Annotated in this window: 26 protein-coding genes, 1 pseudogene and 1 other annotated feature; of the genes and pseudogenes, 22 read left to right on the top strand and 5 right to left on the bottom strand. The window is 36.6% G+C overall.

The features are described 5' to 3' along the window. Positions 1 to 101: 101 nt before the first annotated feature. The 12 genes from mreB (at position 102) to G6O73_RS06105 (ending at position 10,952) form a co-directional block, all read left to right on the top strand. A complete protein-coding gene (gene mreB, locus G6O73_RS06160; protein WP_057885485.1) occupies positions 102 to 1,103 on the top strand; it encodes a rod shape-determining protein in 1,002 nt (333 codons plus the stop codon). A 20-nt stretch (positions 1,104 to 1,123) separates the two neighbouring features. Then, positions 1,124 to 1,384: a membrane protein insertion efficiency factor YidD gene (yidD, locus tag G6O73_RS06155; protein WP_057885486.1), complete on the top strand. Its 261-nt coding sequence runs from the start codon at positions 1,124 to 1,126 to the stop codon at positions 1,382 to 1,384. 22 nt (positions 1,385 to 1,406) lie between these two features. Further along, positions 1,407 to 1,631, top strand: coding sequence for a DUF2969 domain-containing protein (locus G6O73_RS06150; protein WP_057885487.1), 225 nt, complete (start codon positions 1,407 to 1,409; stop codon positions 1,629 to 1,631). A 36-nt stretch (positions 1,632 to 1,667) separates the two neighbouring features. Then, complete coding sequence (locus G6O73_RS06145; protein WP_057885488.1) at positions 1,668 to 2,867, top strand: FtsW/RodA/SpoVE family cell cycle protein; 1,200 nt, start codon at positions 1,668 to 1,670, stop codon at positions 2,865 to 2,867. A 152-nt stretch (positions 2,868 to 3,019) separates the two neighbouring features. After that, the gene (locus G6O73_RS06140) at positions 3,020 to 3,376 is read left to right on the top strand and encodes an arsenate reductase family protein (RefSeq protein WP_057885489.1); all 357 of its coding nucleotides are present in this window, start codon (positions 3,020 to 3,022) and stop codon (positions 3,374 to 3,376) included. 61 nt (positions 3,377 to 3,437) lie between these two features. Next, positions 3,438 to 3,599 carry a hypothetical protein gene (locus G6O73_RS06135; RefSeq protein WP_157056664.1) on the top strand — a complete coding sequence of 54 codons (162 nt, stop codon included), beginning with the start codon at positions 3,438 to 3,440 and terminating at the stop codon, positions 3,597 to 3,599. A gap of 206 nt (positions 3,600 to 3,805) precedes the next feature. Further along, positions 3,806 to 4,585, top strand: coding sequence for a Fe-S cluster assembly ATPase SufC (gene sufC / locus G6O73_RS06130; protein ID WP_057885490.1), 780 nt, complete (start codon positions 3,806 to 3,808; stop codon positions 4,583 to 4,585). A gap of 15 nt (positions 4,586 to 4,600) precedes the next feature. Continuing rightward, complete coding sequence (gene sufD / locus G6O73_RS06125; protein ID WP_057885491.1) at positions 4,601 to 5,893, top strand: Fe-S cluster assembly protein SufD; 1,293 nt, start codon at positions 4,601 to 4,603, stop codon at positions 5,891 to 5,893. Further along, on the top strand, positions 5,874 to 7,112 hold the full coding sequence (locus G6O73_RS06120; RefSeq protein WP_057885492.1) for a cysteine desulfurase: 1,239 nt from the start codon (positions 5,874 to 5,876) through the stop codon (positions 7,110 to 7,112). The genes sufD and G6O73_RS06120 overlap by 20 nt, the downstream gene beginning before the upstream one ends. Next, positions 7,099 to 7,575: a Fe-S cluster assembly sulfur transfer protein SufU gene (sufU, locus tag G6O73_RS06115; RefSeq protein WP_057885493.1), complete on the top strand. Its 477-nt coding sequence runs from the start codon at positions 7,099 to 7,101 to the stop codon at positions 7,573 to 7,575. Before G6O73_RS06120 ends, sufU begins: the two co-directional genes overlap by 14 nt. A gap of 17 nt (positions 7,576 to 7,592) precedes the next feature. Then, a complete protein-coding gene (gene sufB, locus G6O73_RS06110; protein ID WP_057885494.1) occupies positions 7,593 to 9,005 on the top strand; it encodes a Fe-S cluster assembly protein SufB in 1,413 nt (470 codons plus the stop codon). 267 nt (positions 9,006 to 9,272) lie between these two features. After that, a complete protein-coding gene (locus G6O73_RS06105; RefSeq protein ID WP_057885495.1) occupies positions 9,273 to 10,952 on the top strand; it encodes an aryl-sulfate sulfotransferase in 1,680 nt (559 codons plus the stop codon). Between the two features lie 62 nt (positions 10,953 to 11,014). Here the strand turns inward: G6O73_RS06105 and G6O73_RS06100 are convergent, their stop codons facing one another. Beyond that, positions 11,015 to 11,332 carry a heavy metal-binding domain-containing protein gene (locus tag G6O73_RS06100; RefSeq protein WP_187327502.1) on the bottom strand — a complete coding sequence of 106 codons (318 nt, stop codon included), beginning with the start codon at positions 11,330 to 11,332 and terminating at the stop codon, positions 11,015 to 11,017. A 432-nt stretch (positions 11,333 to 11,764) separates the two neighbouring features. Between G6O73_RS06100 and G6O73_RS06095 the strand changes: the two are divergent. Then, a pseudogene (locus G6O73_RS06095) lies at positions 11,765 to 11,917 on the top strand (sunset domain-containing protein); the annotation flags it as partial. A gap of 55 nt (positions 11,918 to 11,972) precedes the next feature. Next, complete coding sequence (locus G6O73_RS06090; protein ID WP_415585042.1) at positions 11,973 to 12,749, top strand: DNA/RNA non-specific endonuclease; 777 nt, start codon at positions 11,973 to 11,975, stop codon at positions 12,747 to 12,749. A 133-nt stretch (positions 12,750 to 12,882) separates the two neighbouring features. On the opposite strand, the gene G6O73_RS06085 is transcribed toward G6O73_RS06090, so the two are convergent. Further along, positions 12,883 to 13,203 (bottom strand): magnetosome magnetite crystal formation protein family, encoded by a 321-nt coding sequence (locus G6O73_RS06085; RefSeq protein WP_057885499.1) that lies wholly within the window; start codon positions 13,201 to 13,203, stop codon positions 12,883 to 12,885. Between the two features lie 146 nt (positions 13,204 to 13,349). On the opposite strand from G6O73_RS06085, the gene G6O73_RS06080 reads away from it, so the two are divergent. Further along, positions 13,350 to 14,189 carry a phosphotransferase gene (locus G6O73_RS06080; protein WP_057885500.1) on the top strand — a complete coding sequence of 280 codons (840 nt, stop codon included), beginning with the start codon at positions 13,350 to 13,352 and terminating at the stop codon, positions 14,187 to 14,189. Positions 14,190 to 14,291: 102 nt separating this feature from the next. Here G6O73_RS06080 and G6O73_RS06075 read toward each other — a convergent pair whose 3' ends face one another. From G6O73_RS06075 to G6O73_RS06065, 3 genes are read right to left on the bottom strand one after another with little or no spacing between them, the layout of a single operon-like run. After that, the gene (locus G6O73_RS06075) at positions 14,292 to 15,245 is read right to left on the bottom strand and encodes a Ppx/GppA family phosphatase (RefSeq protein ID WP_057885501.1); all 954 of its coding nucleotides are present in this window, start codon (positions 15,243 to 15,245) and stop codon (positions 14,292 to 14,294) included. Between the two features lie 5 nt (positions 15,246 to 15,250). Then, complete coding sequence (locus G6O73_RS06070) at positions 15,251 to 17,413, bottom strand: RNA degradosome polyphosphate kinase (RefSeq protein ID WP_057885502.1); 2,163 nt, start codon at positions 17,411 to 17,413, stop codon at positions 15,251 to 15,253. Beyond that, positions 17,410 to 18,918: a hypothetical protein gene (locus G6O73_RS06065; protein ID WP_057885503.1), complete on the bottom strand. Its 1,509-nt coding sequence runs from the start codon at positions 18,916 to 18,918 to the stop codon at positions 17,410 to 17,412. The genes G6O73_RS06070 and G6O73_RS06065 overlap by 4 nt, the downstream gene beginning before the upstream one ends. A gap of 232 nt (positions 18,919 to 19,150) precedes the next feature. On the opposite strand from G6O73_RS06065, the gene G6O73_RS06060 reads away from it, so the two are divergent. The 7 genes from G6O73_RS06060 to sdaAA all read left to right on the top strand — a co-directional run bounded on the left by G6O73_RS06060 (position 19,151) and on the right by sdaAA (position 25,803). Beyond that, a complete protein-coding gene (locus tag G6O73_RS06060) occupies positions 19,151 to 20,287 on the top strand; it encodes a D-alanine--D-alanine ligase family protein (protein WP_057885504.1) in 1,137 nt (378 codons plus the stop codon). Between the two features lie 341 nt (positions 20,288 to 20,628). Next, a complete protein-coding gene (locus G6O73_RS06055; protein ID WP_157056665.1) occupies positions 20,629 to 20,928 on the top strand; it encodes a hypothetical protein in 300 nt (99 codons plus the stop codon). Positions 20,929 to 20,946: 18 nt separating this feature from the next. Beyond that, on the top strand, positions 20,947 to 21,111 hold the full coding sequence (locus G6O73_RS06050) for a hypothetical protein (protein WP_157056666.1): 165 nt from the start codon (positions 20,947 to 20,949) through the stop codon (positions 21,109 to 21,111). Positions 21,112 to 21,281: 170 nt separating this feature from the next. Then, positions 21,282 to 21,487, top strand: a binding site (T-box leader). A 69-nt stretch (positions 21,488 to 21,556) separates the two neighbouring features. Further along, a complete protein-coding gene (serS, locus tag G6O73_RS06045) occupies positions 21,557 to 22,873 on the top strand; it encodes a serine--tRNA ligase (protein ID WP_057885506.1) in 1,317 nt (438 codons plus the stop codon). A 291-nt stretch (positions 22,874 to 23,164) separates the two neighbouring features. Then, complete coding sequence (locus G6O73_RS06040) at positions 23,165 to 24,220, top strand: PTS sugar transporter subunit IIC (RefSeq protein ID WP_057885507.1); 1,056 nt, start codon at positions 23,165 to 23,167, stop codon at positions 24,218 to 24,220. A 14-nt stretch (positions 24,221 to 24,234) separates the two neighbouring features. Beyond that, a complete protein-coding gene (sdaAB, locus tag G6O73_RS06035; RefSeq protein ID WP_202813142.1) occupies positions 24,235 to 24,891 on the top strand; it encodes an L-serine ammonia-lyase, iron-sulfur-dependent subunit beta in 657 nt (218 codons plus the stop codon). A 21-nt stretch (positions 24,892 to 24,912) separates the two neighbouring features. Then, a complete protein-coding gene (gene sdaAA / locus G6O73_RS06030; protein WP_057885509.1) occupies positions 24,913 to 25,803 on the top strand; it encodes an L-serine ammonia-lyase, iron-sulfur-dependent, subunit alpha in 891 nt (296 codons plus the stop codon). The last annotated feature ends 18 nt before the right edge of the window (positions 25,804 to 25,821 follow it).

The raw sequence follows: 25,821 nt of genomic DNA, 5'->3' as shown, positions 1-25,821 counted from the left end.
ATTGGTACCTCAGTATTTATGCTATAATGAAGTCTGATTTTGCAGATTTTGTTTGTTAATTTTATACTGCATGTACATAGAATATTTAAAGGAGATTTGTTATGGCTAAGGATATCGGAATCGATTTGGGTACAGCCAATGTCTTGATTAATGTCAAAGGTAAAGGGATTGTTTTAAATGAGCCTTCTGTAGTGGCAATTGACATTTCAAATGGACGAGTGCTGGCCGTTGGTTCAGAGGCTTATAAAATGGTGGGTAGAACGCCAAGTAATATACGAGCAATACGTCCCTTAAAAGACGGAGTGATTGCTGATTTTGATATGACAGAACAAATGTTGTCTTATTTCATCAAAAAGCTTAATGTAAAGGGCTTTATGTCAAAACCCAATATTCTGATTTGCTGTCCAACTAATACAACTTCAATTGAACGAAAAGCAATTCGTCAAGCCGCTGAAAAATCTGGTGGTGGAAATGTTTATTTAGAAGAAGAGCCAAAAGTTGCGGCTATTGGAGCAGGTCTAGATATTTTTCAACCACGTGGTAGTATGGTAATTGATATTGGTGGTGGCACAAGTGATATTGCAGTGATTTCTTTAGGAGACATTGTCGTCAGTCGCTCATTGCGTGTGGCTGGAGATCGCTTGAATGTTGACATTATGACTTATGCACGGAAAGTTCATAATTTGCAAATAGGTGAACATACAGCTGAAAAAGCTAAGATTGAAATTGGAACGGTTTTAGCTGATCATCGGAGCAAAGAAATGGAGATTCGCGGGCGAGATGTCGTCAACGGGTTACCACGAACAATTACCTTGTCTTCTAATCAGATTGAAAAAGCTTTGCATGATACGATGCTATCGGTAATTGATGCAGCTAAAGAAGTTTTAGAACAAACACCACCGGAATTAGCGGCAGATATTATTGACCGTGGAATTATTTTAACGGGTGGTGGTGCCTTGTTAGATGGAATTGATCAGTTGTTTGCAAATCACTTGAAGGTTCCAGTGATGGTGGCAGAAACCCCGTTAGACGATGTTGCAATGGGAACGGGATATTTATTAGATCATATCGAAAAAAGCCAAAATAAAAAATCCAAGAAATAATTAGTTTGGGGAGGATTCACTTGAAACGAATTTTTTTATTGTTAATTCGTGGCTATCAAAAGGGAATCTCTCCTTTTTTTCCGCCTAGTTGCCGTTATTATCCGACTTGCTCTCACTATACTTATACAGCAATCGAACGTTTTGGGATAATAAAAGGGAGTTTAATGGGAATATCCCGTTTGCTTCGATGTCATCCTTTGGTAAAAGGTGGTTATGATCCGGTACCAGACCACTTTTCACTGCAACGGAATCTTAGAAAATATGACGGAAAAAGAAAATAAACAGCTAAATCGGAGGAACAAAGTGTCAAAAAAAGAAAAAAATATTGAAGTAGTCGAAGAAGAAAAAAAATTAAATGGTCAAACGATTTTGGAATTAAAAATTGCTGATAATAGTTTAGGTCAGGTGATTCCTGATGGTCAACGTTTTCAAGCAGTTTTCCCTAATCAGTCAGTTTTTCGAACCGGTTCTCAAAAAGAAGCGATTAATCTTTTGTTACGGAATTATCACTTACACCGCTTAGATTAGATTTCGGTTTAGTTTTAGTGGAGAGGAGAGAAATTTTTGACAGAAAAAAGAATACGGAGCGAAGAAAGCGACGATGTACGAATTGATTACGGAATTATTTTTTCGGTGCTGGTTTTAGCAGTTATCGGAATGGGATCGATTTTTGTGGCAGCAGCTCATGATACGAGTACTACCAGTGTCGGGCGAATGTTGTTGATGCAATTTATCTGGTATGCAATTGGAATTGCAGCTGTGGTGGCAATCATGCAGTTTGATGCTGAACAGTTATGGAAATTAGCGCCGATTGCGTATGGTGTTGGAATAACACTAATGTTTTCGCTGCTATTTCTTTACAGTCGCTCGTACTATGCATCCACAGGTGCTAAAAGCTGGTTTGCAATCGGTAGTTTAACCTTCCAACCAGCGGAGGTTATGAAACCGGCTTATATTATGATGTTGGCAAGGTTAATTTCGCAGCATAATAACGAATTTATTGAACACACGGTTACTACAGATTGGCATTTGCTTGGAAAGATGTTTTTATGGACACTGCCAATTGCTGTTTTGTTGAAATTACAAAATGATTTTGGAACGATGTTGGTGTTCTTTGCGATTTTGGGTGGGATGATTTTAGTTTCCGGAATTTCTTGGAAAATCATTCTGCCAGTTGCGACAACTTTCTTGATTTTAGGAACAGCAGCTATTCTACTGGTAGTTTATGGACGGGGAATTTTATCGGATATTGGTTTTAAGCTGTATCAGTTTCAACGAATTGAAGCTTGGCTTGATCCGTCAGCTAATACATCCACGAGTAGTTATCAATTGTGGCAGAGTATGAAAGCTATTGGTTCTGCGGGAATTTTAGGCAAAGGATTTAACGTTTCTAATGTTTACGTTCCGGTTAGAGAATCTGATATGATTTTTTCAGTAATTGGTGAAAACTTTGGATTTATTGGTGGATGTGTCTTGATCTTCTTGTATTTGTTATTGATTTTTCAAATGATTCAAGTTACTTTTGATACTAAAAATGAGTTCTATGCTTATCTTTCAACTGGAGTTATTATGATGATTTTATTCCATGTTTTTGAAAACATTGGCATGAGTATTGGTTTATTGCCATTGACGGGGATTCCATTACCATTTATTAGTCAAGGTGGTTCAGCCTTGATTGGAAACATGATTGGAATTGGTTTAATTATGTCAATGCGCTATCATAATAAAAGCTACATGTTTAGTACAACTAAAGAATTTCATTAGATTTAAAATTATTAAAAATTGTCCGTTAACCTTTAATCAGAGATTAACGGATTTTTTGTGCCTAGAAAAAGTGGTTAGCTAAAAAGTTTAGAGCTGAAGATTTTATTTTTCTCAATCTTCGACTATAATGAACTAGAAAGGGCTGATGATAAGTGAAAACTTTTTACTGTTATAATCGCTGTTCGACTTGTGCTAAAGCACGGAAATGGCTTAAAGAAAACCAAGTCGATTTTCAGGAGATTGACATTGTCAAGACACCACCAACAGCAGCTCAACTGCTAAAGTTGATTAAGTTGGATCAACATCCACTGAAGTATTTTTTCAATACCAGCGGAATTAAGTATCGTGAACTTAAGTTAAAAGATAAGATTGATCAGATGGGTCAGCAAGAAGCAAGTGAATTACTGGCTAGTGATGGAAAATTAATTAAACGTCCATTAATGATTGAAGATGAACATTTTACTTGTGGATTTAAGCCAGATATTTATCAAACAGAGTGGCAGGAATAATTTTATTCACTTTTGATAAAAATAAAGTTAGCACCTCCTGATTTTATGCCAAAAGTTTTTTATGCTTCGTTCCAAAAACACCGCTGTTGTTGCTATTGATGAATTGAAAAGTAAATTAGTGGTGCTTGGCTGTAAGTATTTAGTTCGTCTGGCAGCTTATGGACTTAAAAATACTTTGGTAATTAATATGTTAGAGCTGTTTGCTGGCAATCGTTGTATTTAAGCAGATTGTGATTGTTGCATTGTTAGAGACACTTCTTACAAACTTTTGACTTTAGTTGGGAATGGCTTGACAGATAATTTTTCTAAAAACAAGTAATTTAGATTGGTAAAATGGGAAAGCAACTCTGAATGAGTTGCTTTTTCTAATTGAAAATGGTTCGCAATTAGGCTAAAATTGAAGAGTAATTTAAATTGGAGGAATTTGCCATGTCAACACTCGAAGTTAAGGATTTACACGTAACAATTGAAGGTAAAAAAATTCTCAAAGGTGTTAATTTAGTGATGCATACAGGTGAAATTCACGCTATTATGGGGCCTAACGGAACTGGTAAATCAACTTTATCAGAGACAATTATGGGCAACCCGGCTTATAAAGTAACTCAGGGAGAAATTTTTTTAGATGGTAAAGACATTTTGAAAATGCCAGTTGATGAGCGGGCACGTGCAGGCCTCTTTTTGGCGATGCAATATCCAGCCGAAATTCCCGGCGTAACTAATGCTGAATTTATTCGTGGAGCCATAAATGCTCGCCGACCACAAGATGACCAATTATCAATCCGAAAATTTTTGAAGGATTTGGATCAGGCAATGGAAGTATTAGATATGACAGAAGAAATGGCTGATCGTTATTTAAATGAAGGATTTTCTGGTGGAGAAAAAAAACGAAATGAAATTTTACAATTAATGATGATTAAGCCCAAGTTTGCAATTCTTGATGAAATTGATTCTGGTTTGGATATTGATGCATTGAAAGTTGTTTCTCGAGGTGTTAATCAAATGCGTGGTCCGGAATTTGGTTCCTTAATCATTACTCACTATCAACGATTATTGAATTATATTGTTCCTGATGTTGTTCATGTAATGATGGATGGTAAGATTGTCAAACAAGGTGGTCCAGAATTGGCTAAAAAACTTGAAGATGAGGGCTATGCTGGTCTGCGCGATGAACTGGGCTTGGATATTAAATTAGTTGACGAAGACGCGTAGAGGGGGTATGAAAAGATGACAATTAATCTGCAAAAATATCCCACGGTGGCTGCTTATGCGGCCAAAACTGGTGAACCTAAATGGTTTTCAGAACTCCGAATTAAAGCTTTAACAGCTGCCGCTAATTTAGAATTGCCAAATTTCGGTAAAATTCGCTATCAGCGTTGGCCGATTCAATTAAAAAAAGAACTGGCATATCAAAGTTCTGATCCGCAGCTTTTAGCTGATTTGAAGCTGCAGTCTGCTAAACATTTGATTGTTCAGTTGGGACAAACGACAGTTAAGCAAGTTGGATTAACAAAGTTGGCTGAGCAGGGTGTAATTGTTTGTGATTGGCTGACAGCCCTCAAAGAGCACCCTGACTTAATTAAAAAATATTTCATGCAACAGGCGATTAAATATGATCAAGACTTATTGACCGCTCAGCATGTGGCGCAGCTAACTAGTGGTTTGTTGGTCTATGTCCCTAAAAATACAGTTTTAACTGAACCAATTACCAGTTATTTCGTTCAAGATGCTACTCAAAGTCAAGATTTTGTGCATCATGTAATTTTAGTTGCTGAGGAAAATAGTCAGCTTTCTTATTTAGAGAATCTAACCACAATTGGCGAACAGTCAACGACTGCAAGTATTGTTGTTGAAGTAATTGCCAAAGCAGGCAGTCACGTTAAATTCGCCAGTGTTGATCGACTAGGTGCTAACACAACGACTTACTTAAATCGTCGAGGTCATTTAAGCGATGACGCTAAAATTGACTGGTCAATGGGTATGATGAACGATGGTAACATTGTTGGCGATTTTGATTCTGATTTGGTTGGTGCCGGTTCACATGCTGAAGTTAAAGTTATTGCAATTTCAACCGGCCGTCAAATTCAAGGAATTGATACGCGCGTAACTAATATTGGCAAACATACAATTGGGCATATTTTGCAGCATGGGGTAATTTTATCGCGTTCGACCTTAATTTTTAATGGCATTGGCCACATTATTAAAGGTGCTAAGGGAGCTAATGCCCAGCAGGAAAGCCGGTTACTGATGTTGTCGAAAAAAGCTAAAGGTGACGCTAACCCGGTTTTGTTGATTGATGATAATGATGTTCAAGCTGGCCATGCGGCTAGTATTGGTCGGGTAAATGCCCAGCAGTTATATTATTTAATGAGTCGTGGTTTGCCGCAAAAAATTGCTGAACGGTTAGTAATTCGAGGCTTTTTAGGACCGGTTTTGGAAGTAATTCCATCAGATTCAATTCGTGAACAACTAAAAGATACGATTGAAAGGAAGCTTGTTGATGGTCAAAAAGATGAGTGAGTATCGGGCTGATTTTCCAATTCTAAATCAGCAAGTTAATGATGAATCTTTAGTTTATTTAGACAATGCTGCGACTGCACAAAAACCCAAAGCAGTTGTTGAAGCATTGGAACACTATTATTATCATGATAACGCTAATGTTCATCGTGGTGTGCATACTCTGGCAGAACGCGCAACTGAACAATTTGAAGCAGTCAGAGGAAAAGTTGCCCGTTTTATCAATGCGCCCAGCAGTCAAGAAATTGTTTATACCAAAGGAACAACCGAGGCTTTAAATTGGGTGGCAGCTAGCTATGGAGCGACCCACGTAAAAGCGGGTGATGAAATCGTGATTTCTTATATGGAACATCACAGTAATTTGGTACCTTGGCAGCAGTTGGCTCAAAAGGTTGGTGCTGTTTTGAAATACATTGACATCACGGCTGAAGGCGAACTGGATCTGGCTAGTGTCCAACAGCAGATTACTGATAAAACTGCAATTGTGGCTTTAACTCAGGCCTCAAATGTCTTAGGTGTAATTAATCCGATCGAAAAAGTTGCGGCGCTAGCTCATCAACATGGTGCTGTAATGGTCGTTGACGGAGCGCAATCGACTCCACACATCAAGGTTGATGTTCAACAAATGGGGGCAGATTTTTATGCTTTTTCCGGGCATAAGTTAATGGCGCCAACTGGAATTGGTGTTTTGTGGGGTAAAAGTGAATTATTGGCTGAAATGCCACCGTTGGAATTTGGTGGCGAAATGATTGACTGGGTTCAACTACAAAAAACGACTTTTAAAGCAGCACCTTGGAAATTTGAGGGTGGCACACAAAATATTGCTGGAGTAATTGGCTTAGGAGCAGCGATTGATTACTTGTCTGCTATTGGAATGGAAAAAATAGCTGCCCATGAACAACAGTTGGTTAAGTATTTATTGCCAGCACTATTAGAAATTCCAGGTGTGACAGTATATGGACCACATGATCCAGCCAAGCACACTGGAGTAATTTCATTTAATCTTGATAAGTTGCATCCACATGATGTTGCAACTGCATTAGATATGGAAGGCGTTGCTGTTCGAGCTGGTCATCATTGTGCTCAGCCCTTAATGGAACGCTTAAATGTTGCAGCTACGGCTAGAGCAAGTTTATACTTATACAATAATCTTGAGGATGCCCAGCGCTTAGTGACATCGCTCAAAGCAACAAAGGAGTTCTTCAATCATGGCACTGTCTAAATTAGATAACTTATACCGCCAAGTTGTGTTAGACCATGCGACTCACCCACATCACCATGGTTCATTAAAACAAGCAGATCATCGATTGGAAGTACGCAATCCAACCTGTGGGGATGTTTTAAATGTTGAAGTGGCTTTAAAAAATGGAAAAGTCAGTGATATTGCTTTTTCTGGCTCTGGTTGTACAATTAGTCAGGCATCGGCAAGTATGATGACCGATGAAGTCATCGGGAAAACACCCAGCCAAATTGAACAGATGGTTGAAACTTTTTCAGAAATGGTGATTGGAAAACCACCGACTAATTACGAGGAAATATTAGGTGATGCTTCAATTTTAGAAGGCGTTGCGAAATTCCCAGCTCGGATTAAATGTGCCACGTTGGCTTGGAAAGCGGCTTATCAAGCAGTAAAAAATGAAAATGGGCAGGCATCAGCTGGAATTATGCGACATGAACAATTATAAAGAAAGGGGCGACTTTAATGGCAGATACCACAAAGGCTAATATGCTTGGTTTAGGCGGTGAATATAAATACGGCTTTAAAGATGATATTGAACCGATTTTAACAACTGGTGAGGGCTTGACTGAAGAAACTGTCCGCCAGATTTCAGCAGCTAAAAATGAACCAGATTGGATGTTGGATTTTCGCTTAAAGGCTTTTGCCCGTTATCAGGAAATGGAAATGCCGGATTTTGGTCCAGATCTAACTGGAATTGATTTAGATCATATTAATTATTTTCGACGGGACAGTCAACATGTTGCTCGTAAATGGGAAGATGTTCCTAGTGAAATTAAAACAACCTTTGATCGGCTGGGAGTTCCGGAGGCTGAACGAAAATATTTAGCTGGTTCATCAGCTCAATACGAATCAGAAGTTGTTTATCACAATATGCGTGAAGATTTCGAAAAGCAGGGAATTGTTTTTATGGATACTGATTCCGCCGTTCAAGAATATCCGGAACTAGTTCGACAGTATTTTGGAAAATTGATTCCGCCGTCTGATAATAAATTTGCAGCCCTTAACTCGGCTGTTTGGTCAGGTGGAACCTTCATTTATGTTCCCAAGGGAGTTCAGACAAAGGTCCCAATTCAAAGTTATTTTCGAATTAATGCCGGTAATAGTGGTCAATTTGAAAGGACCTTGATTATTGTTGATGAAGGCGGGAGTGTTAACTATGTTGAGGGATGTACTGCACCAAACTATTCTGAAGATAGTTTGCATGCCGCCGTTGTTGAGGTTAATGTTTTAAAAGACGCTTATTGCCGTTATACGACGATTCAAAACTGGTCGAATAACGTTTATAGTTTGGAAACTAAACGGGCTCAAGCCTTAGAAAATGGCACAATGGAATGGGTTGATGGTAACTTGGGTTCAAAAGTTACCATGAAATATCCTAGTGTTTATTTGAATGGGCAAGGTGCACATGGTACGATGCTGTCAATTGCTTTTGCTGGCAAGAAGATAGTCTCGGATACTGGTGCGCGAATGATTCATAATGCTAAAAATACCTCGAGTTCAATTATTTCAAAGTCCCTTTGTAAAGATGGCGGTCGAGCTGACTATCGTGGTAAAGTTCGTTTTGGACCAAAAAGTGATGGTTCGAAGTCGCATGTTGAGTGTGACACAATTATACTAGACGATCAGAGTGCTAGTGACACGATTCCAGTTAATCAAGTTAAAAATGGCGATGTTTCGATGGAACATGAGGCTAAGGTTTCAAAGATTTCGGAAGAACAGTTGTATTATTTAATGAGTCGCGGAATACCAGAAGACAAAGCAACTGAGATGATAATTATGGGATTTGTTGAGCCATTCACCAAGGAGCTGCCAATGGAATATGCAGTCGAATTAAATCGTTTGATTGAATTTCAGATGGAAGGTAGCGTGGGTTAAAAAAATTAAGACTAACAAACGATGTAATAGCGTTTGTTAGTCTTTTTTTAAGAAACATTAAATTTATAATTTCTCCCATAAATGATTTCTAACTTTCTATTAATTGCAAAATGAAAAAATAATAAATCAAAAAGTTCACAATTTGTTTAAATTTCAATTAAAATTTGACTAAAATTCATTGAATTTTCACAGGCTAATAATATTTATTACTTTTTTGCTTGTTATTCTGTAATTATTTAGTTATAGAATGATAAGGATGTGTTACTTTTGAAAAAGAAATATAAGATTATTAGTAGTTTAATATTGTTTGGAATCATATTAATTAGTGGTACTTTTTATTGGTGGCAAAACCAGCAAAAATCAGGGAAAAATAGTTTTAAATTATTAAGTACTGCACAAATAAAGAAAAATATTGGTAGTAAATTAGTTAATAATCGTCAAGAAGATCAGCAGAAAATTACAAAAGAATATCAAAAAATTGTTAAATCTTCAAAATATAATTTGAATACTCCATATGTTAAATTAAATCCTTACCAAACATCACCATTAACCGCCTTAATTATTTTTAAGACGAGTTCGGTGGCTAAGGTTTCTTATACTGTACAGGGAAAAACAACTAAGACCTCAATTTCGAATCAAGTAAATGGAAAGTATTCCAAAGAACATCAGGTACCAATCGTTGGGTTATATGCTGCTTATAATAATCAAGTTACCATCAAAGTTCAATATAAAAATGGAATTACTGATGTTAAGCAATTATCAATTAAAACTGGTGCGTTACCTAAATATATTAAAACTGCAAAAATAACTGTTTCAAACAAAAACACTAGCCAAATGGAATTAGGCAGTAACAAGTTAACTTTGCTTAACCGAACAACTAAAGAACCATTTGCGGTTGATAGTGATGGTGAAGTTCGTTGGTACTCAACACTTTATTCGCAGCATATGTTAAAAAAATGGACTAAAGGACATTTTATGATGTTAACAAAGTCTGATCAGTCAGGGGAAACATATAATGATTTGATTGAAACTGATTTGTTGGGCCGGGTATATAAAGAGTTTAAATTCTCAGCTAAAGCCGGGTCAACTGATGCAACTAAATCAGAGGTTCAGTATACGACGTTGATTCATCATGACTTAACTCGTTTACCTAACGGAAATATTCTAGCAACTGTCTCAGATGGCAGCAGTCGGTATAAAGAAGATACATTAGCTGAAATTTCCTACAAAACGGGAAAAGTTGTTAAAGTGATTGATTTTAAGCGCCTTTTGCCTAAATCGATGTGGAAATCTTTTACTAAGGGTGATGACAGTAAGATGGATTGGTTTCATCAAAATTCGGTTGATTATGATAAAACTGATCACAGTATTTTAGTCTCGAGTCGAAATCAAGATTTAATTATGAAACTTGATTATCGGACAAATCAGATCAAGTGGATCTATAGTGGAAAGAAGAGTTCAACCTGGCCACAAAAATATCGTAAATATTTATTGAAAAAAACTAAGGGTACAACGACAACTGGTGGTCAACATGGGTTATATCTTTTAAGTCATAAAAATGGTAAAGAAACCATTATTTTGTACAATAATAATGTCTCTGTAACTAATGGTGACAAAAAGAATTCTGGAAAATATTCTGAAGGAGTAATTTATCAAATTAATGACAAACAAAAAACGATTAAACAAACTTGGTCATATGGCAAACAACTTGGGAAAAAGAATTTTACGGTAGTGATTGGTTTTGCCCAGAAACTGGCAAATGGAAATGTTTTACTGGACTTCGGTTATAAAAATAATGGCAAAGAAAGTAACATTATTGAAGTCAATTCTCAAGGGCAACAAGTTTGGAATGCGACAGTTAAAAATGCATCAATCAAAGCCTATGTTTATCGCGCCTATCGACTTGAATTTTATCCAACGAGTTATGTATTTGATGTTAATCAATAATGAAATGTAAAAAAATAGCCGAACTGTTGTCACTTCATTACATGACAGCGTTCGGTTATTTTTTATTCAGATAAATACTTAACAGCCGTTCCGTAAGCGACCACTGATTGCATATCTTGACCGATTGAGCCGGAATCAAATCGCATCATAACAACTGCATCAGCCCCCATTTTGGCAGCATTTTGGCGAAGGCGTTCAACTGAGACTTGACGCGATTCTTCCAACATTTTAGTGTAATCTTTAATCTCTCCGCCGACAATGTTTTTTAAACCGGCTCCAATATTGCGCAGAACATTTTTAGATTGAGTAGTAACACCAAAGACTTCACCAAGAGCCTGGTATTTCTTTCCGGGAATATTTTCGGTTGTCACAATTAAGATACTTTTCATTATGCGTCACTCCTTTAATTTTATTGTAGAATATAGTTAACGAAAATAGTAGTTATTTATTAGGAGGCCACAAAAGAAATGAAAAGAATAATCAAAATGGCTGCATTATTGGGGATAATTGGTATGTTAGGTGGCTGTTCACAACAGGCGGCAGCGGTAACAACATCCAAAGAAAGTTTGGCGCAGCAAGAAAGCCGACTTTCAAAATCATCGAGTTCTTTAAAAGAAAAATTAGCACAAAAAAAATACCAAGCAACATCTTTGAAAAAAGCCTATAATTCGGCTTCACTCGCTGAGGTTAATAGTTCTAGTACTGAAAAAATCAAGGCTAGTAGTTCAGCGACAACTAGAACAATCAGCAGTTCAACCAGTTCTGCTTCATCTTCGGCTATAACAGCAGAAACTAGCTCTGCTGAAAAAGTAACAACGGGGCAGGGTGCAATTGTTGGCAATCGTAATTCGCATATTTATCATGTTCCAGGACAGGCTGGATATCAAATGAATTCGACCAATGCAGTTTACTTTTCAACTGAAGCACAAGCACAGGCTGCTGGGTATCGAAAGGCGCTGAGATAAAATGAAAAAAATAATTCAAATTTTAATAGCAACTGGGCTAATTTTTTTAGTTTGTATGATTACTGTTCAACCGACAGTTCAAGCTGTTGCAACAAAGCAGCAGCAAATCAGCAAGTTGCAAAAGCAGCTAAAAAAAACCAAACACCAAATAACAATTCAAAATCGGCGAATCAAGTATTGGCATCAAAAACTAGCATCAATTGCTACTTCGGGGGCCACAACTGTTCAAAATTCCTCGACTGTCCAGAATGAAACTCAGCAATTAGCAGAAAAAGATTACTCTGGTCAAAATGAAATTACTATTAATAACAATACACCTAATTTTACGACGACTGATTTGAGGACTGTCAACGGGGCTTGGCAAACCTATAGTAATTTAGATCGCCTAAATCGTGCTGGTGTGGCGAATGCTTTACTGAACAAGTCCCTAATGCCAACAGTCAAACGAACTGAATTAACTTGGAATCCAACTGGTTGGCATAATAAAAAAATTGCCTCAGGTTGGTTGTATAACCGTAGCCACTTAATTGGTTATCAATTAAGTGGTCAAAATAACAATCCTAAAAACCTGATTACCGGTACTCGTGAATTGAATGCTCCAGAAATGCTGGCCCACGAAGATGATATTGCTTATTACTTGAAACAAAATCCTAATGGATATGTTAGATATCGTGTGACACCGATTTTTCGGGGAAATGAGTTATTGCCACGTGGTGTTCAAATGGAAGCTCAGTCAGTTGGCAGTAATGCAGTTCACTTCAATGTTTATATTTTTAACGTTCAAAGTGGAGTAACTTTAAATTATCAGGATGGAACAAGTCGAATCAATTAGTAAAAGGTGTTTTAATTGAATTTTAACGGTTCAAGCATGAATAAAACGTACCAGCTGCAAGTAATTCTTTGTTTTTTTGATCAAGTGCCGAAGCAAGCAGATCAAAACTATTTCTAACAATTAGCAGCGAAAATTAATCGACTAACAATTTGATCCCGCGATAGAGATTATATATAAAAATAAATAAACTGATGAGTAAAATCAAACCTAAAATGATAACTACTCCAGCACCAAGATATTGGACATGTTGGGTAATTAAACCACTGATTCCTAGAAAGATGATAGCTGCGATGCATAATAGGATTGGAATTAAATGCAGCCAGAGAGCAGTTGCAGCGTGGTGGCGGATAATTGGTTCATCGCGACAGACAATCCAGACAATTAACGGAAAAATAAAGGGAGCAAATAAAATTGATAGATAAGAGAGGGCGCTTAATATTTGATTTTTAGACATATAAGATAACTCCTTTTTAATCTTCATTGATTTTACCTGTTTGACAGAGTTAACGCAATTTTAAAGCTTAAACCAATGATGAACGGTTGCTAAAATTGCAGTAATTAAAGTACAATTAAATAAACAGCAGAACGGGGATGAAAAACATGTTGATCGACTTTTTGAATGATTATTATCAGGCAGAGCTAAAAAGTATCCATGATGTTGCTGGAAACCAGCATTTGATTGGTAATAGTCAAGTGTTTCATGGCGCACTATTTGTGAAAATTTTTAAAGAAAAAGATATGTTTTATGCCGAACAGCACGTTAATCAGGTATATGCTCCAGATGTATATTTAGATAGTGTTATTTTTGAAGACAATTATGTAATTACTTTGCGAAATCGACACTTAAGAGAGTTTGATAGCCAGGCAATTAATGAACATTCAGCTTATGAATTTGGTAAACTTCTAGGTGATTTTCACAAACAGCTAACCGGTAAGGTAACAGTAACTACTGCTGACTTACCACTATCTTCTCAGCTAAAACAGCAGGTAGCACGGTTACAGTCAAGTGTCTATGCTGAAGCTGCTGAAGCTAGCTTGGCCTTATTAAAATCAGATTTAACTGCTGCTGATGTGGAGTTTGAACAATTGCCAAAAGTTGTTTTGCATGGTGATTTTAGTGTCCGTAATATTATGCATTACCATGACCGATTAATTTTGATTGATTTTGAACGATCGCATATGGGAGTCAGCTACCAAGACTTTATCAAGTTTTTTTATAATGAAGTTAAGTCTTCACGTTTACGGCAAAAATTTCTTGATGGTTATGAAACGGAATATAGTTTTGAGATTCCAAGCCACGCTCTACAACGTTGTTTGCTGCTGCAATGTGCACTTGATATTTGTGAGTACCATTTAACGCATCCAAAAAAGAAGTATGGCACAATGGCTCAGCAAATGTTAGGAACTATTAAAAATAATGATGCTGTTTTAGCACTATAGTTTTAAAAAAAATAAAAGAGACGATCACTTCTGCACAATAACCTTCCTAAGCTTAAGTTTTAGAAGATTATTGCTGAAAAGATCGTCTCTTTTGTTGCTCAATTAGTTGGTGATTTCGTTTTTAACAGGTAATTGATGTTCATTTAAATAATTAAAGAGTGCTCCATCACGCAGGCCGCAATTTGAAAAAAGAATTTTAGGAACGTGAAGTACTCGTAATAGTAAGGTCAAAGGAATTAGTCCCCCGACAATGACATCTGCTCGAACTTTGGCTAGGCCTGGAATATCCCCTCGTCCGGTTCGATCTAAGCTAGTTAACTCAGCAAAAATGTCGACTGCTTGGTTAGCGGCTAACTGGTAGCCATGCAGGCTGGGAAGACTATCTTTGAATTGCTGGCGCCGAGCAATCTTAGCCAGGGTTCGATTACTGCCGCCAAGTGCCACTAGATTGGATTTATGAGCTTCCAAAATCCAATCGATATCGGTCAACTGTTGTTCAACTTCAGTCATAGCATAAAACAAATCAGCCGGTTTAATTTGATTATTTAAATTAAACTTTTGGGAAATTGTAACTGAACCAAAAGGCAAGCTGATTAAGTTTTTGATTTTTTGATTTTCAACATAAATTAATTCAGTACTTGCGCCACCAGTATCCATGATTAAACATTTTTTTCCGATTTTTAAAGTCTGATTAACACCTAAAAAATCTAAGTAAGCTTCATGATCTCCGGAAACTACGGTAAAGTCAAGACCGATTTTTTCTTTAACTTGGTTCAAAAACTCAGCCTGATTAGCAGCCTGTCTAACAGCTGCTGTGGCCAAAGCTTCTAATTTTAATTCCGGGATTTTGCTGTAAATTTTTTTAAATTCACTAAGTGCTTTCAAGGTTCGCTTTATCGGTTCAGGTTGAAGAATTTTTTCTGGGCCCATATTTTCTGAAAGGCGGACCATTTCTTTTAATTGATGAGTGACCTTATAACTTCCATCTGGATTTACTTGTGAAATTTTCATCCGGATTGAATTAGAGCCTAGGTCAATTACAGCAAAGTTTAGCATTTAATTTATTCCTCCTGTGAGTCTTTATTAGGATTTAATGAGCTCTCATGATGCATCATGGGTTGAAAAACAGTTGCTTGTTTTTTGGCTTGTCGGCGGTGTTCTAAAAGTAAATGGTTTTTCTTCACTGCTTCTGCAACAAAAAACTCTTGGGAATTCAAAGGAGCAAGTCCACGTCGATCAATTCGTGCAAAATGATCATCATGCAAGGCACGGGTTTTAATATTATCTTGCCACAGCAAATCGAAAATTGAAATAATTTTGGCTTTGATATCTGCTTGCAAAGCGGGGAAAAGCAATTCTACCCGTCGATCAAGATTACGGGTCATCATGTCAGCACTAGATAAATAAATGTCTTGATTGCCTTGGTTATAGAAATAGTAAATGCGACTATGCTCCAAAAATCTTCCAACAATTGAATGAACCTCAATATTTTCACTGATGCCGGGAATATCGGTTTTTAAACAGCAAATTCCGCGGACAATTAATTTAATTTTAACTCCCGCAGCTGAAGCTTGATAAAGTTTAGCAATAATCTGTTGATCAGACAGTGAATTCATTTTCATCCGGATTTCAGCTGGTTGATCATTCTGAGCGTGTAAGATTTCATCGTCGATTTTTCGATTAATAAAATCGCGAATTTTATTAGGTGAGATATGAAGTTTGTGAAAGTAAGGTGGTTTAGCATAGCCAGATAGCATATTAAAGATATTAGAAGCATCGATTCCCATATCAATGTTAGCAGTTAAAATACCCATATCGGTGTAAAAATTGGCTGTTACGTCATTGTAATTGCCCGTTCCAAGATGCATGTAGCGACGAATACCATCCTCATCACGTCGAATAACCAAGGCCATTTTACAGTGAGTTTTTAGGCCAACCAATCCATAAATTACATGACAGCCCATTTTTTCTAATTGTTTAGCCCAACGGACATTATTCTCCTCATCAAAGCGGGCTTTGACTTCAACTAAAACGGTAACTTGTTTACCATGTTGCGCTGCTAAGCCTAAATATTTAATGATTGGTGAGTTACCAGAAACTCGATACAAAGTCATTTTAATTGCTAACACATTTGCATCAAGTGCTGCTTGTTCAATAAAACGAACGACCGAGTTGAACGAATCATAAGGATGCTGCATTAAAAAGTCTTGTTGACGAATTGCAGCAAATATATTGTGGCCTTCACTTAACTTAGGCTCAACAAAGGAACGATAAGGTTGATAACGCAGATCATCGTGACCATCAACTTTACCAGACAGCTTCTTCAAAAATGTCAGATCAACAGGTCCATTAATCCGATAAACAGCACTTTGGTCAACGTTAAGAGTTTGAATTAGCCGCTTGCTGAGATGTTTACTCATGGTGCTTTCAATTTCTAGTCGCATAACATTGCCATGTTCACGTTTCTTTAATTGTTTCTGGACTTCACGAAGCAGATCAGACGTGTCTTCTTCAGCAACATCTAGATCCATATCCCGAATTACTCGATAAGTAGCCGCTTCACTGACACGATAACCGGTAAAAAGACTACTAAGAAATTCTTTGATAATTTCTTCAATTAAGACGAATGTATTCGCTGCATGGGGAATCTTAATTAAGCGGCCAAAGATTTCTGGAATTCGAACTGTCGCAAAACGCTTATTTTCATGGTTGGCAGTTTCTTGAATCCTAATAGCCAAGTTGAGCGAATTATTACTGATAAACGGAAAAGGTCGTGATGAATCATCGGCTAACGGTGTTAGGACAGGGTAGAGTTCATCATTGAAATATCTTTGCAAGAAACGATATTGTGCTGCATCAGCTTGATTGGGTTTAATTATTTTTATGTCATTTTTTTCTAATTGCGGCAGTAACGAGCGGTTAAAGGTATTATAACGTTTAACCACCATTTCTTGTTCCAAAGCATTAATAGCATCAATTTGTTGCTTGGGGGTCATACCAGATGCATCGGTGGTTTTAATACCAACCGAGTACATTTTATTTAACGAAGCAACTCGTACCATGAAAAATTCATCAACATTGCTTTGTGTGATTCCTAAAAAGTTAACTCGCTCTAGCAAAGGATTTTCTGCATCCCGTGCTTCCTCAAGTACACGGCCGTTAAAATCAAGCCAGCTAAGTTCGCGATTTTTAAAATACGCATGCTTATTAAATTTTGATTTCATTTAAGACGCCTCCGTTGTTTCAAAATCGGTTGAATACCAAAAACTTCAGTGAAAAGAGCTGCTTTGTTTTTGAAGGACCATTTTTCTAGAGCAATGTTTTGAGTAGCATAAGCATAAATAATCAACTGATCCGTTTGTAAAGAAACTGAAATTTTCTGGATTTTTTCTTCTCGAGAATCGTCCAGTGCATCAGCTAAGCGTAGCATAGCTGCTAATTTAGCTACTTTCATTTGAACTGCCGGCGCAAGCCGTTGAAAATGTGGTTCATCAACTTCGGGGGCCTCACTACTATGATAGCGAGAAATCTCAGCGATTAATTGATTTTCGTCATCAGACAGACCAATTAGCTTGTTAGCCTCCAAAATATAGGCAGAATGCCGATAATGTCCATGCTGATTAATATAATTGCCAATATCATCGACTGTAGCCGCAATTTGTAGCAAGAGTCGTTCATGCTTGCCTAGATGATGTAGTTTTTTAAGCTGGTCAAACAAATGGAGTGCTAAACTGGTAACAATTTGCCGATGTGAGTGGCTTGTTAAATAGCGATTGGCTATATTTTCAGCTGAAGTTAAAATGATATTATTGAGATCTTGTTTGATTAGTCGATTTTTTTGCGCTTGTTCAATCGCTAAACCATCTGAAACCGTAATGTTGCTTAAAATTAACTGCTGAACATTTAAAAGGCGAATAATTTTTTCAATTAAAATGAAATTTGGAATTAAGCGCTCAACAATGTGTTCATCGATGTCGAAGTAATTGATTAAAAATTGTTCGGAAGAATGGATTACCATTTCAAACAATTCATTAAAGCGCTCAAGTGTTAGTAAAACAGTATCTTGACCATGCGGAATTAATTTTTGATTTAAAGCACGGGCATCTTGCAAAATTAAATGAGGTGCTTGCTGATTCGGAGTCAAAACATGTCTTAAATTTTCCAATTTACTGCCAATATAATCGTCAACGACTTCAATTGGATCGCTGGGACTAAGGTCAATAACATCAGAAAGATCAGATAGGTGTTCCGAGCCTAAATCAATGTTCCAAGTTGAGACGAATTTGTGTTGTTGGAACTGGGAAAGCGAAACACGTTCTGAACCCAGACTCAGTAAAAATGTCTGTTCTGAAGTAATTTCTTTAAAATTATCTAGATGGGTGATAATGCCAATTGCTTTGTAATAGGTTAATTGACTGATGTTCAGCCAGTGAACATGAATTCCCGTCCGAACAAAAATTTGTTCGGCCAAATAACGAGCGCTGACATCATCAAGTGATTGTTGATTTCCCCATAAACGATAATTCTTTACACCATAGTCTCTAAGTAATTGCTGAAATCCTCTAAGTTTTTCAGCTACCATTTGAATGTTTTTAGGATAATGTTCATCAGTTACTTGAAAATAGGTTGCAGTAGAACTTTCAATTAATTTTAAGGTCTTCAGATCAATGATTGATAACTTAATTTGTCGTGGAGTAAGGTAAATTACTCCGAAAAGTTTGCCTGCCATAGCTTCACCTCAATCTTAATTTTCTAATTTAATTCTAACACGCTATGACTAGTTAGCAGCAAGCAAACTGAAAAAAATGAAATTAAAGTTTTTTTAACTGACAAATAGTAGTAAAACATGATATGATGCTATCAGGAAAAAAATTACTATTTTATACTGCGTTAAGCAAATTATTATAGTATAATAAAATAAACCGTATAATAAGATATTTTCGATAGGAATGAGCGATACAATGGGAAAAAAGAAATTACACATTGCTTTATTTTTTGGCGGTAACTCTTCAGAGCATGACGTTTCAAAAAGATCAGCCCATAATATTTATGATGGACTGAACAAAGATAAGTATGATGTATCAGTATTTATGTTTGCGAAAAATGGTTATCTGTTAGGAAACAAAGACTCGATGCGCATCTTCGATGGTGAGGATGAGGACCAGGTTATGGCTGAAATTATGCCAAAAGTGGATTTCTCAAATCCGTTAGCAAATATTCAGAATATTTCTGAAGTAAAAGACATTGATGTGTTTTATCCGGTAATTCATGGAAACATGGGAGAAGATGGAACAGTTCAGGGATTGTTTCGTTTGCTTAATAAGCCGTGGATTGGTAGTGGAGTAGCATCATCCGGGGTTTCTTTTGATAAGGATCTAACCAAACAATTACTGACGCTTCATGGTGTGCGTAATACTAAATATGTCGTAGTAACTCCAGAAAATCGATCCGATTTTTCATATGAAAAATGCAGTCAAAAGTTAGGTCAAGTTCTCTTTATCAAACCGGCACGGCAAGGCTCATCAGTCGGCATTTATAAAGTACAAAATGCTGCTGAATTTGAGCGCGCACTGACAGATGCTTTTAATTATGACTATAAAGTGATGGTTGAAGAAGCAATTCAGGGTCCACGTGAAGTTGAATGTTCTGTTTTAGGCAACCGCAATCCAAAAGCTTCAAAATTAGGTGCAATTGAAATTCCAACTGGTGATGAATTTTATGATTACAATAATAAATTTGTTGACGCATCAGGCGTTGTATTTGATTTACCAGTTGATTTGCCAGAAGATTTGGCTGCTGAGATTACACAAATGTCGCTAGATGCATTTAAGATTTTGGATAATCGTGGATTAGCTCGGATGGACTTTTTAGTTGATCAAAACAATGTACCATATTTCGGCGAGGTTAATACACTTCCTGGTTTTACAAATATTTCATTGTACCCGCAACTGTGGAAAGTTTCAGGCATTGAGTATAGTGAATTATTGGATCAACTGATACAATTAGCCATTGATGAATTCAATGATAATGCTAAGTTACATTATGACTTTGTTGAATTAGGTAAAGAGAAGCTTCCGGACTCTTTAAAGAAAAAATAGTCAACGAATTTAAAAATATGAAAATTTAGGTAACTGAACCATGTATGGGGTTCAGTTATTTTTTTGTTGCTTTAAGATAGAAAATTATTATAGTGATAAAAAATTACTAATGAATCTAGTAACAGCTCGAAAAAACTTTTTCACGTCGATAAATAATTATCACGAAATATTTTAATCAATCATAGGTAAAAAAACCGTTTTTTCCGGATGAATTGTTGATATAGTAGCAAATCAAGTCTAAAAGTTCGATTTATTCTTAAAAATTATGAGCAGAAAAAGTTTACTTTTTTATTTTTTGTGCTACAATTACAGCAATTATAGCTAAAGAAGGTGAGACTATGATGGAATATTGGCTGTTTGCATTATTTCTAGTGGCACTTTTCAGCTTAGGGTTGCTAGAATATTGGTTAGGACTTACCAATCGCCCAATTGGCGTCGGGTTGCTAGGACCTGGAGCATACTTGTACTTAATTTGGCTGATTATTGGTTTGACAATTGGTTTGACAGCTATGACTTTTTTGTTTTTTGTTTCGCAATTTTTTACTGCTTACTTGTTTTTTAGCTTTTTTCAAGCGGGTAAAAAAATACATGGTAAGCAATTAGCTGAGACGCAGCAGCTCGAGGATGAAAAATTAAGGTAAATGTGGAGGGTGAAATTTATGACATACGGTGAAGTAATGACGAGGCTTGCAATGGAAGTCGGACCGAGAATTCGTGAATTTGATATTAAAGCACACAAAAAAGATTACACGGAAAAAGATTATCAACATTTGAAACAAGTGGTATTAGTATTGCAGGAAATGCAAACGGAACAAGTAATATAAATTAATTAAATAGGAGGTGGAGTACTGATGGAATCTGACTCTGGTTCAAGTCAGTCATGATAGGATCATAAGCAAACTTTGTTTGGTTATGATCCTAATTTTTTTATTCTTGTTGATAAAATTTTATTGACATGATACATATTTTGAATTATAGTGTGGTTGTAAATTAATTAGTAATGTTGAAACAGATAGTAAATCAGTAAAGTTATTTAAGAGAGTCACGGTTGCTGGAAAGTGATTAATGGAGCTGATTGAATCCGCTGCGGAGTTTTTCTGGTGAATTAAATCAGAACGGGTTATCGTTAACTAAAAGAGTGCTGTAGTCCGGACTGCAGTTAACTTGGGTGGTACCATGTTGATAAATGACATCCCATAGCTTGTGTTAGCAGGCTATGGGATTTTTTTTGTAGGAAATTAATTAATATAATATGAGGAGTGAATTTTTATGTTAAATCCAAAATATGTTCGAGAAAATGAAAAAATTGTACGTGAAAAACTAGCTAATCGTGGAGTTAAGGGAGAAGAAATTGATCAATACGTTGAGCTCGATCAAGAAAGAAGAACTCAAATTAAACAAGTTGAAGATTTGAAAAGTCAAAAGAATCAGTTAACTGATCAAATTCGGCAGAAAACAACCGGCAACGATCAGCGGCAAGAATTAATTGCTGAAGTTAAGGGATTGAACCAAAAAATCAAAACACTGGAAAATACAGTAGCTGAACTAGAAGAAAAATTCCGTTATATTGCAGTTCGTTTACCTAATTTACCAGATGATAGTATTCCTGTTGGACCTGATGAAGATAGTAACGTTGAAATCAGAAAATGGGGGACTATCCCAACATTTAATTTTGAACCAAAAGCTCACTGGGATTTAGGTGATGATTTGCAAATGCTTGATTTTGAACGGGCTGCCAAAATTTCAGGTGCAAGATTTGTCTTTTATAAAAATGCTGGTGCGCGTTTGGAACGGGCAGTTTATAATTTTATGTTAGATTTACACACTAAAGAACAAGGCTATCAAGAAGTATTACCACCATATTTAGTAACTGGGAACACAATGTTTGGTACCGGTCAATTTCCTAAGTTTAAAGAAGATGTTTACACAGTTGAAGCAACTGGTATGACCTTGATCCCAACAGCAGAGGTCCCACTGACAAATTATTATTCACAAGAAATTTTGGATGAAAAACAATTACCGGTTTATCTGACTGCTTTAACGCCATGTTTTCGTTCAGAAGCTGGTAGTGCAGGTCGTGATACTCGAGGATTGATTCGGATGCATCAATTCAATAAGGTTGAAATGGTTAAGTACGTTAAACCAGAAAATTCTTATCAAGAACTCGAAAAATTAACGCTTGATGCTCAAGAGGTTTTGAAACGATTAGGACTAGCTCATCATGTAATTGTGCTTTCAACTGGTGATACAGGTTTTTCATCAGCGAAAACGTATGATGTTGAAGTCTGGATGCCATACCAACATACTTATCGTGAAATCAGCTCATGTTCAAATTGCTTGGACTTCCAAGCGCGTCGAGCAATGATTCGTTACCGAAAGGAAGATGGAAGTGTGGCATATGTCCATACATTGAATGGCTCAGGGTTAGCGGTTGGTCGTACAGTAGCAGCTATTATGGAAAATTATCAACAAGCAGATGGGTCAATTAAAATTCCGGAAGCTTTGGTTCCATATATGGATGGGGTTAAAGTAATTACGCAAGATGATCAATTAGCTGCTGCCAAAAAGGCTCATCATGTAGAGTAGGCTAAGTTTTATAAATTCTCAGAATAATTTAATATTAATTAGCAGGTTTTAAATGAACGCTATTAAGGTTAAATTTAATCAGAGTAGTTAAATTTTGAAAAAAAGAACTGAAAGAAGAAATTCTTCCAGCTTTTTTTTTTGGATAATTAAATTTCCATTTGAAATTATATTATTATGCTGAAAAAAAAGTATCAATGTGATAGAATCTAAACGTAGAAATAATTATTTATCACATTTTATGTGCTTTTATTCACAACTGCTGCAGCAAATTATCAAATGGAGGAGATTCTTATGTCAATTATTACCGGCGTTTTAGTATTACTTTCAGTAATCGGGATTATGACGCTTTTCACTTTTAAAGCGCCTAACGGTAAAAAAGCTGTCAGTGCCTTATCAGGAGCTGCTTGTGCTACATTTTTACCACAGGCATTTCTAAGTTATGCAATTGGTGGGGTTTTTAATGTTGAATTTGCAAAACAGATTGGTAACACAATGGGGTCACTTGGTGGATTAGCGGCTGGTACTCTGGTGCCTTTAGCATTTGGAATTAGTCCAGTTTTTGCAATTTTGCTCGGAGTTTCACTTTTAAAAGTCAAGTTATTACCAGCATTTATTGCTGCTTATCTAATTTCTTTTTTGATAAAATGGTTGCAAAAAAAAGTTACAGACGGATTAGATTTAATTGTTATTGTTCTCGTTGGTCCAATGTTAGTAAACTTGATTGCTAATTTAATTTCCCCTGGGGTATTGTTCATTTTACATGTAATCGGTACATCAGTAACAACAGCCACTCAAGGAAATCCTATCTTCATGGGAGCAATCTTAGGAATGATTATTCCGATTGTTGGAATGACGCCCTTATCATCAATGGTTTTAACTAGTTTAATCGGTTTGACGGGTGTGCCGATGGCAATTGGTGCTCTAGGTTGTACCGGCAATTCTTTCTTAAACTTTACCCTATTTAGAAAATTAAAATTTGGAGATTTTTCAACAACGCTAGCAGTTACAATTGAACCTTTGACTCAAATCGACATTATTGCGGCCAATCCTATTCCAATTTTTTTAACAAATGCTTTTGCTGGAGCAGTTAATGGAATTATTATTACGATGTTTGGCTTAGTGATTAATGTTACTGGGATGGCAACTCCTTGGGCTGGCTTAATTGTTGCATTTGGATTTAATCCTGCAATTAAAACTTTAGAAGCAGTTTTACTGATTTTAATTAATAGTACAATTTGGGGTTATTTAGGTGGTTTGATGTTTAAACACTTTGATATTCATACCGTTGCTGAAATTCGCGATGAACATCAAACAGAAGAAAAAACAGTTGCAAGTGTTAAAGCATAAAAAAGGAGATAATAATTATGGCAAATTATAAAAGTGTTTTTGATATTATTGGTCCGATTATGATTGGCCCTTCTAGTTCGCATACAGCTGGTGCAGTTGCCATTGGTCGTGCAGCAAATAAAGTTTTTAATGGTTTACCACAAAAAATTGTTGTTCATTATTATGAGTCTTTTGCTCAAACACACAAAGGACATGGAACGGATTACGCGATTATCAGTGGTATCTTAGGCTTTGCACCTGATGATTCGCGGGTTCCGAATGCAATTAAAATTGCAGAGTCAAAGGGAATTAAGATTAAGTTTATTGAAGAAACTGTTGATAGTCCCATTAATCATCCAAACACAGCGATTATTGAATTGGAAAATACTGACAAGCAAATTAAGTTAGCAGGTTGTTCGATCGGTGGGGGGACAATTGAAATTCGTGAAATTCAATTAGACGGTTTTAGTATTAAACCTAAGGGACCACTACCTATTGTACTAGTTAAAGGTCAAAGCTCGGATAATGAAATTGTCGAAAAAAGTTTAAAAAAACTGGCACAAATTTATCAAACGAATAAATATGGTACTAGTGACCAGCAACAAATTTTTGAATATGATTTAAGCCGTCGTTTAAGAAGCAATGATATAGCTGAACTATCTGATAAGCTACCAGAGTTAATTTATTTATAATTATTAAGGGGTGTGATGGCTATGTATACAAATATCAAAGAATTAGTTGACGATGCTAAAAAGAAGCAACAATCAATATCAGAACTAATGATTCAACAAGAAATCAATGAGAATCAAGCAACGCGAGAAGAGGTTTGGCAAGCAATGGAACAAAATCTCGCCGTCATGGAAAATGCAGCAAAAAAAGGTGTTACTGGTGACGGAGTTTTCAGTAAAACTGGTTTAACCGGCGGCGAAGCTGTTTTGTTACAGAAGTACCGGCAAGAAAAAACTACTTTGTCAGGTGATACTATGATTGCAGCTGTCCAGAATGCAATTGCGACCAACGAAGTTAATGCAGCCATGGGAGTGATTTGTGCAACGCCAACAGCTGGTTCATCTGGTACTTTGCCAGGAATCTTGTTTACCATAACAAAACGCTTGCAACTCAATCATGAACAGCAAGTTCGTTTTCTTTTTACAGCAGGGGCGTTTGGAATGGTAATTGCTAATAACGCTGGAATTGCTGGGGCAACAGGTGGTTGTCAAGCAGAAGTTGGCAGTGCATCGGCGATGGGAGCCGCTGCAGCTGTCGAAGCGGCTGGTGGTTCGCCTGAGCAATCAGCTGAAGCTCTTGCGATGGCAATTAGTAATTTATTAGGATTAGTTTGTGATCCTGTAGCTGGATTAGTTGAATTGCCATGTGTTAAACGTAATGCAATCGGAGCCGGCAATGGGTTGATTGCTGCTGATATGGCACTTGCAGGTTTGACAAACAAAATTCCAGCTGATGAAGTAATTCAAGCTATGGATCGAGTTGGTAAAGGACTGCCACGGGCTTTGCGTGAAACTGGTCTCGGAGGAGTTGCGGGAACACCAACAGGATTGAAATTAAAGATGAAAATTTTTGGACAGACAGTAGCCGATAATTAGAAAAATAGAGTTAAACTA

The sequence above is a fragment of the Liquorilactobacillus nagelii DSM 13675 genome, from assembly GCF_019444005.1.
GTDB classification, from domain to species: Bacteria; Bacillota; Bacilli; order Lactobacillales; family Lactobacillaceae; genus Liquorilactobacillus; species Liquorilactobacillus nagelii.
This window is presented reverse-complemented; position numbering and strand designations above follow the sequence as displayed.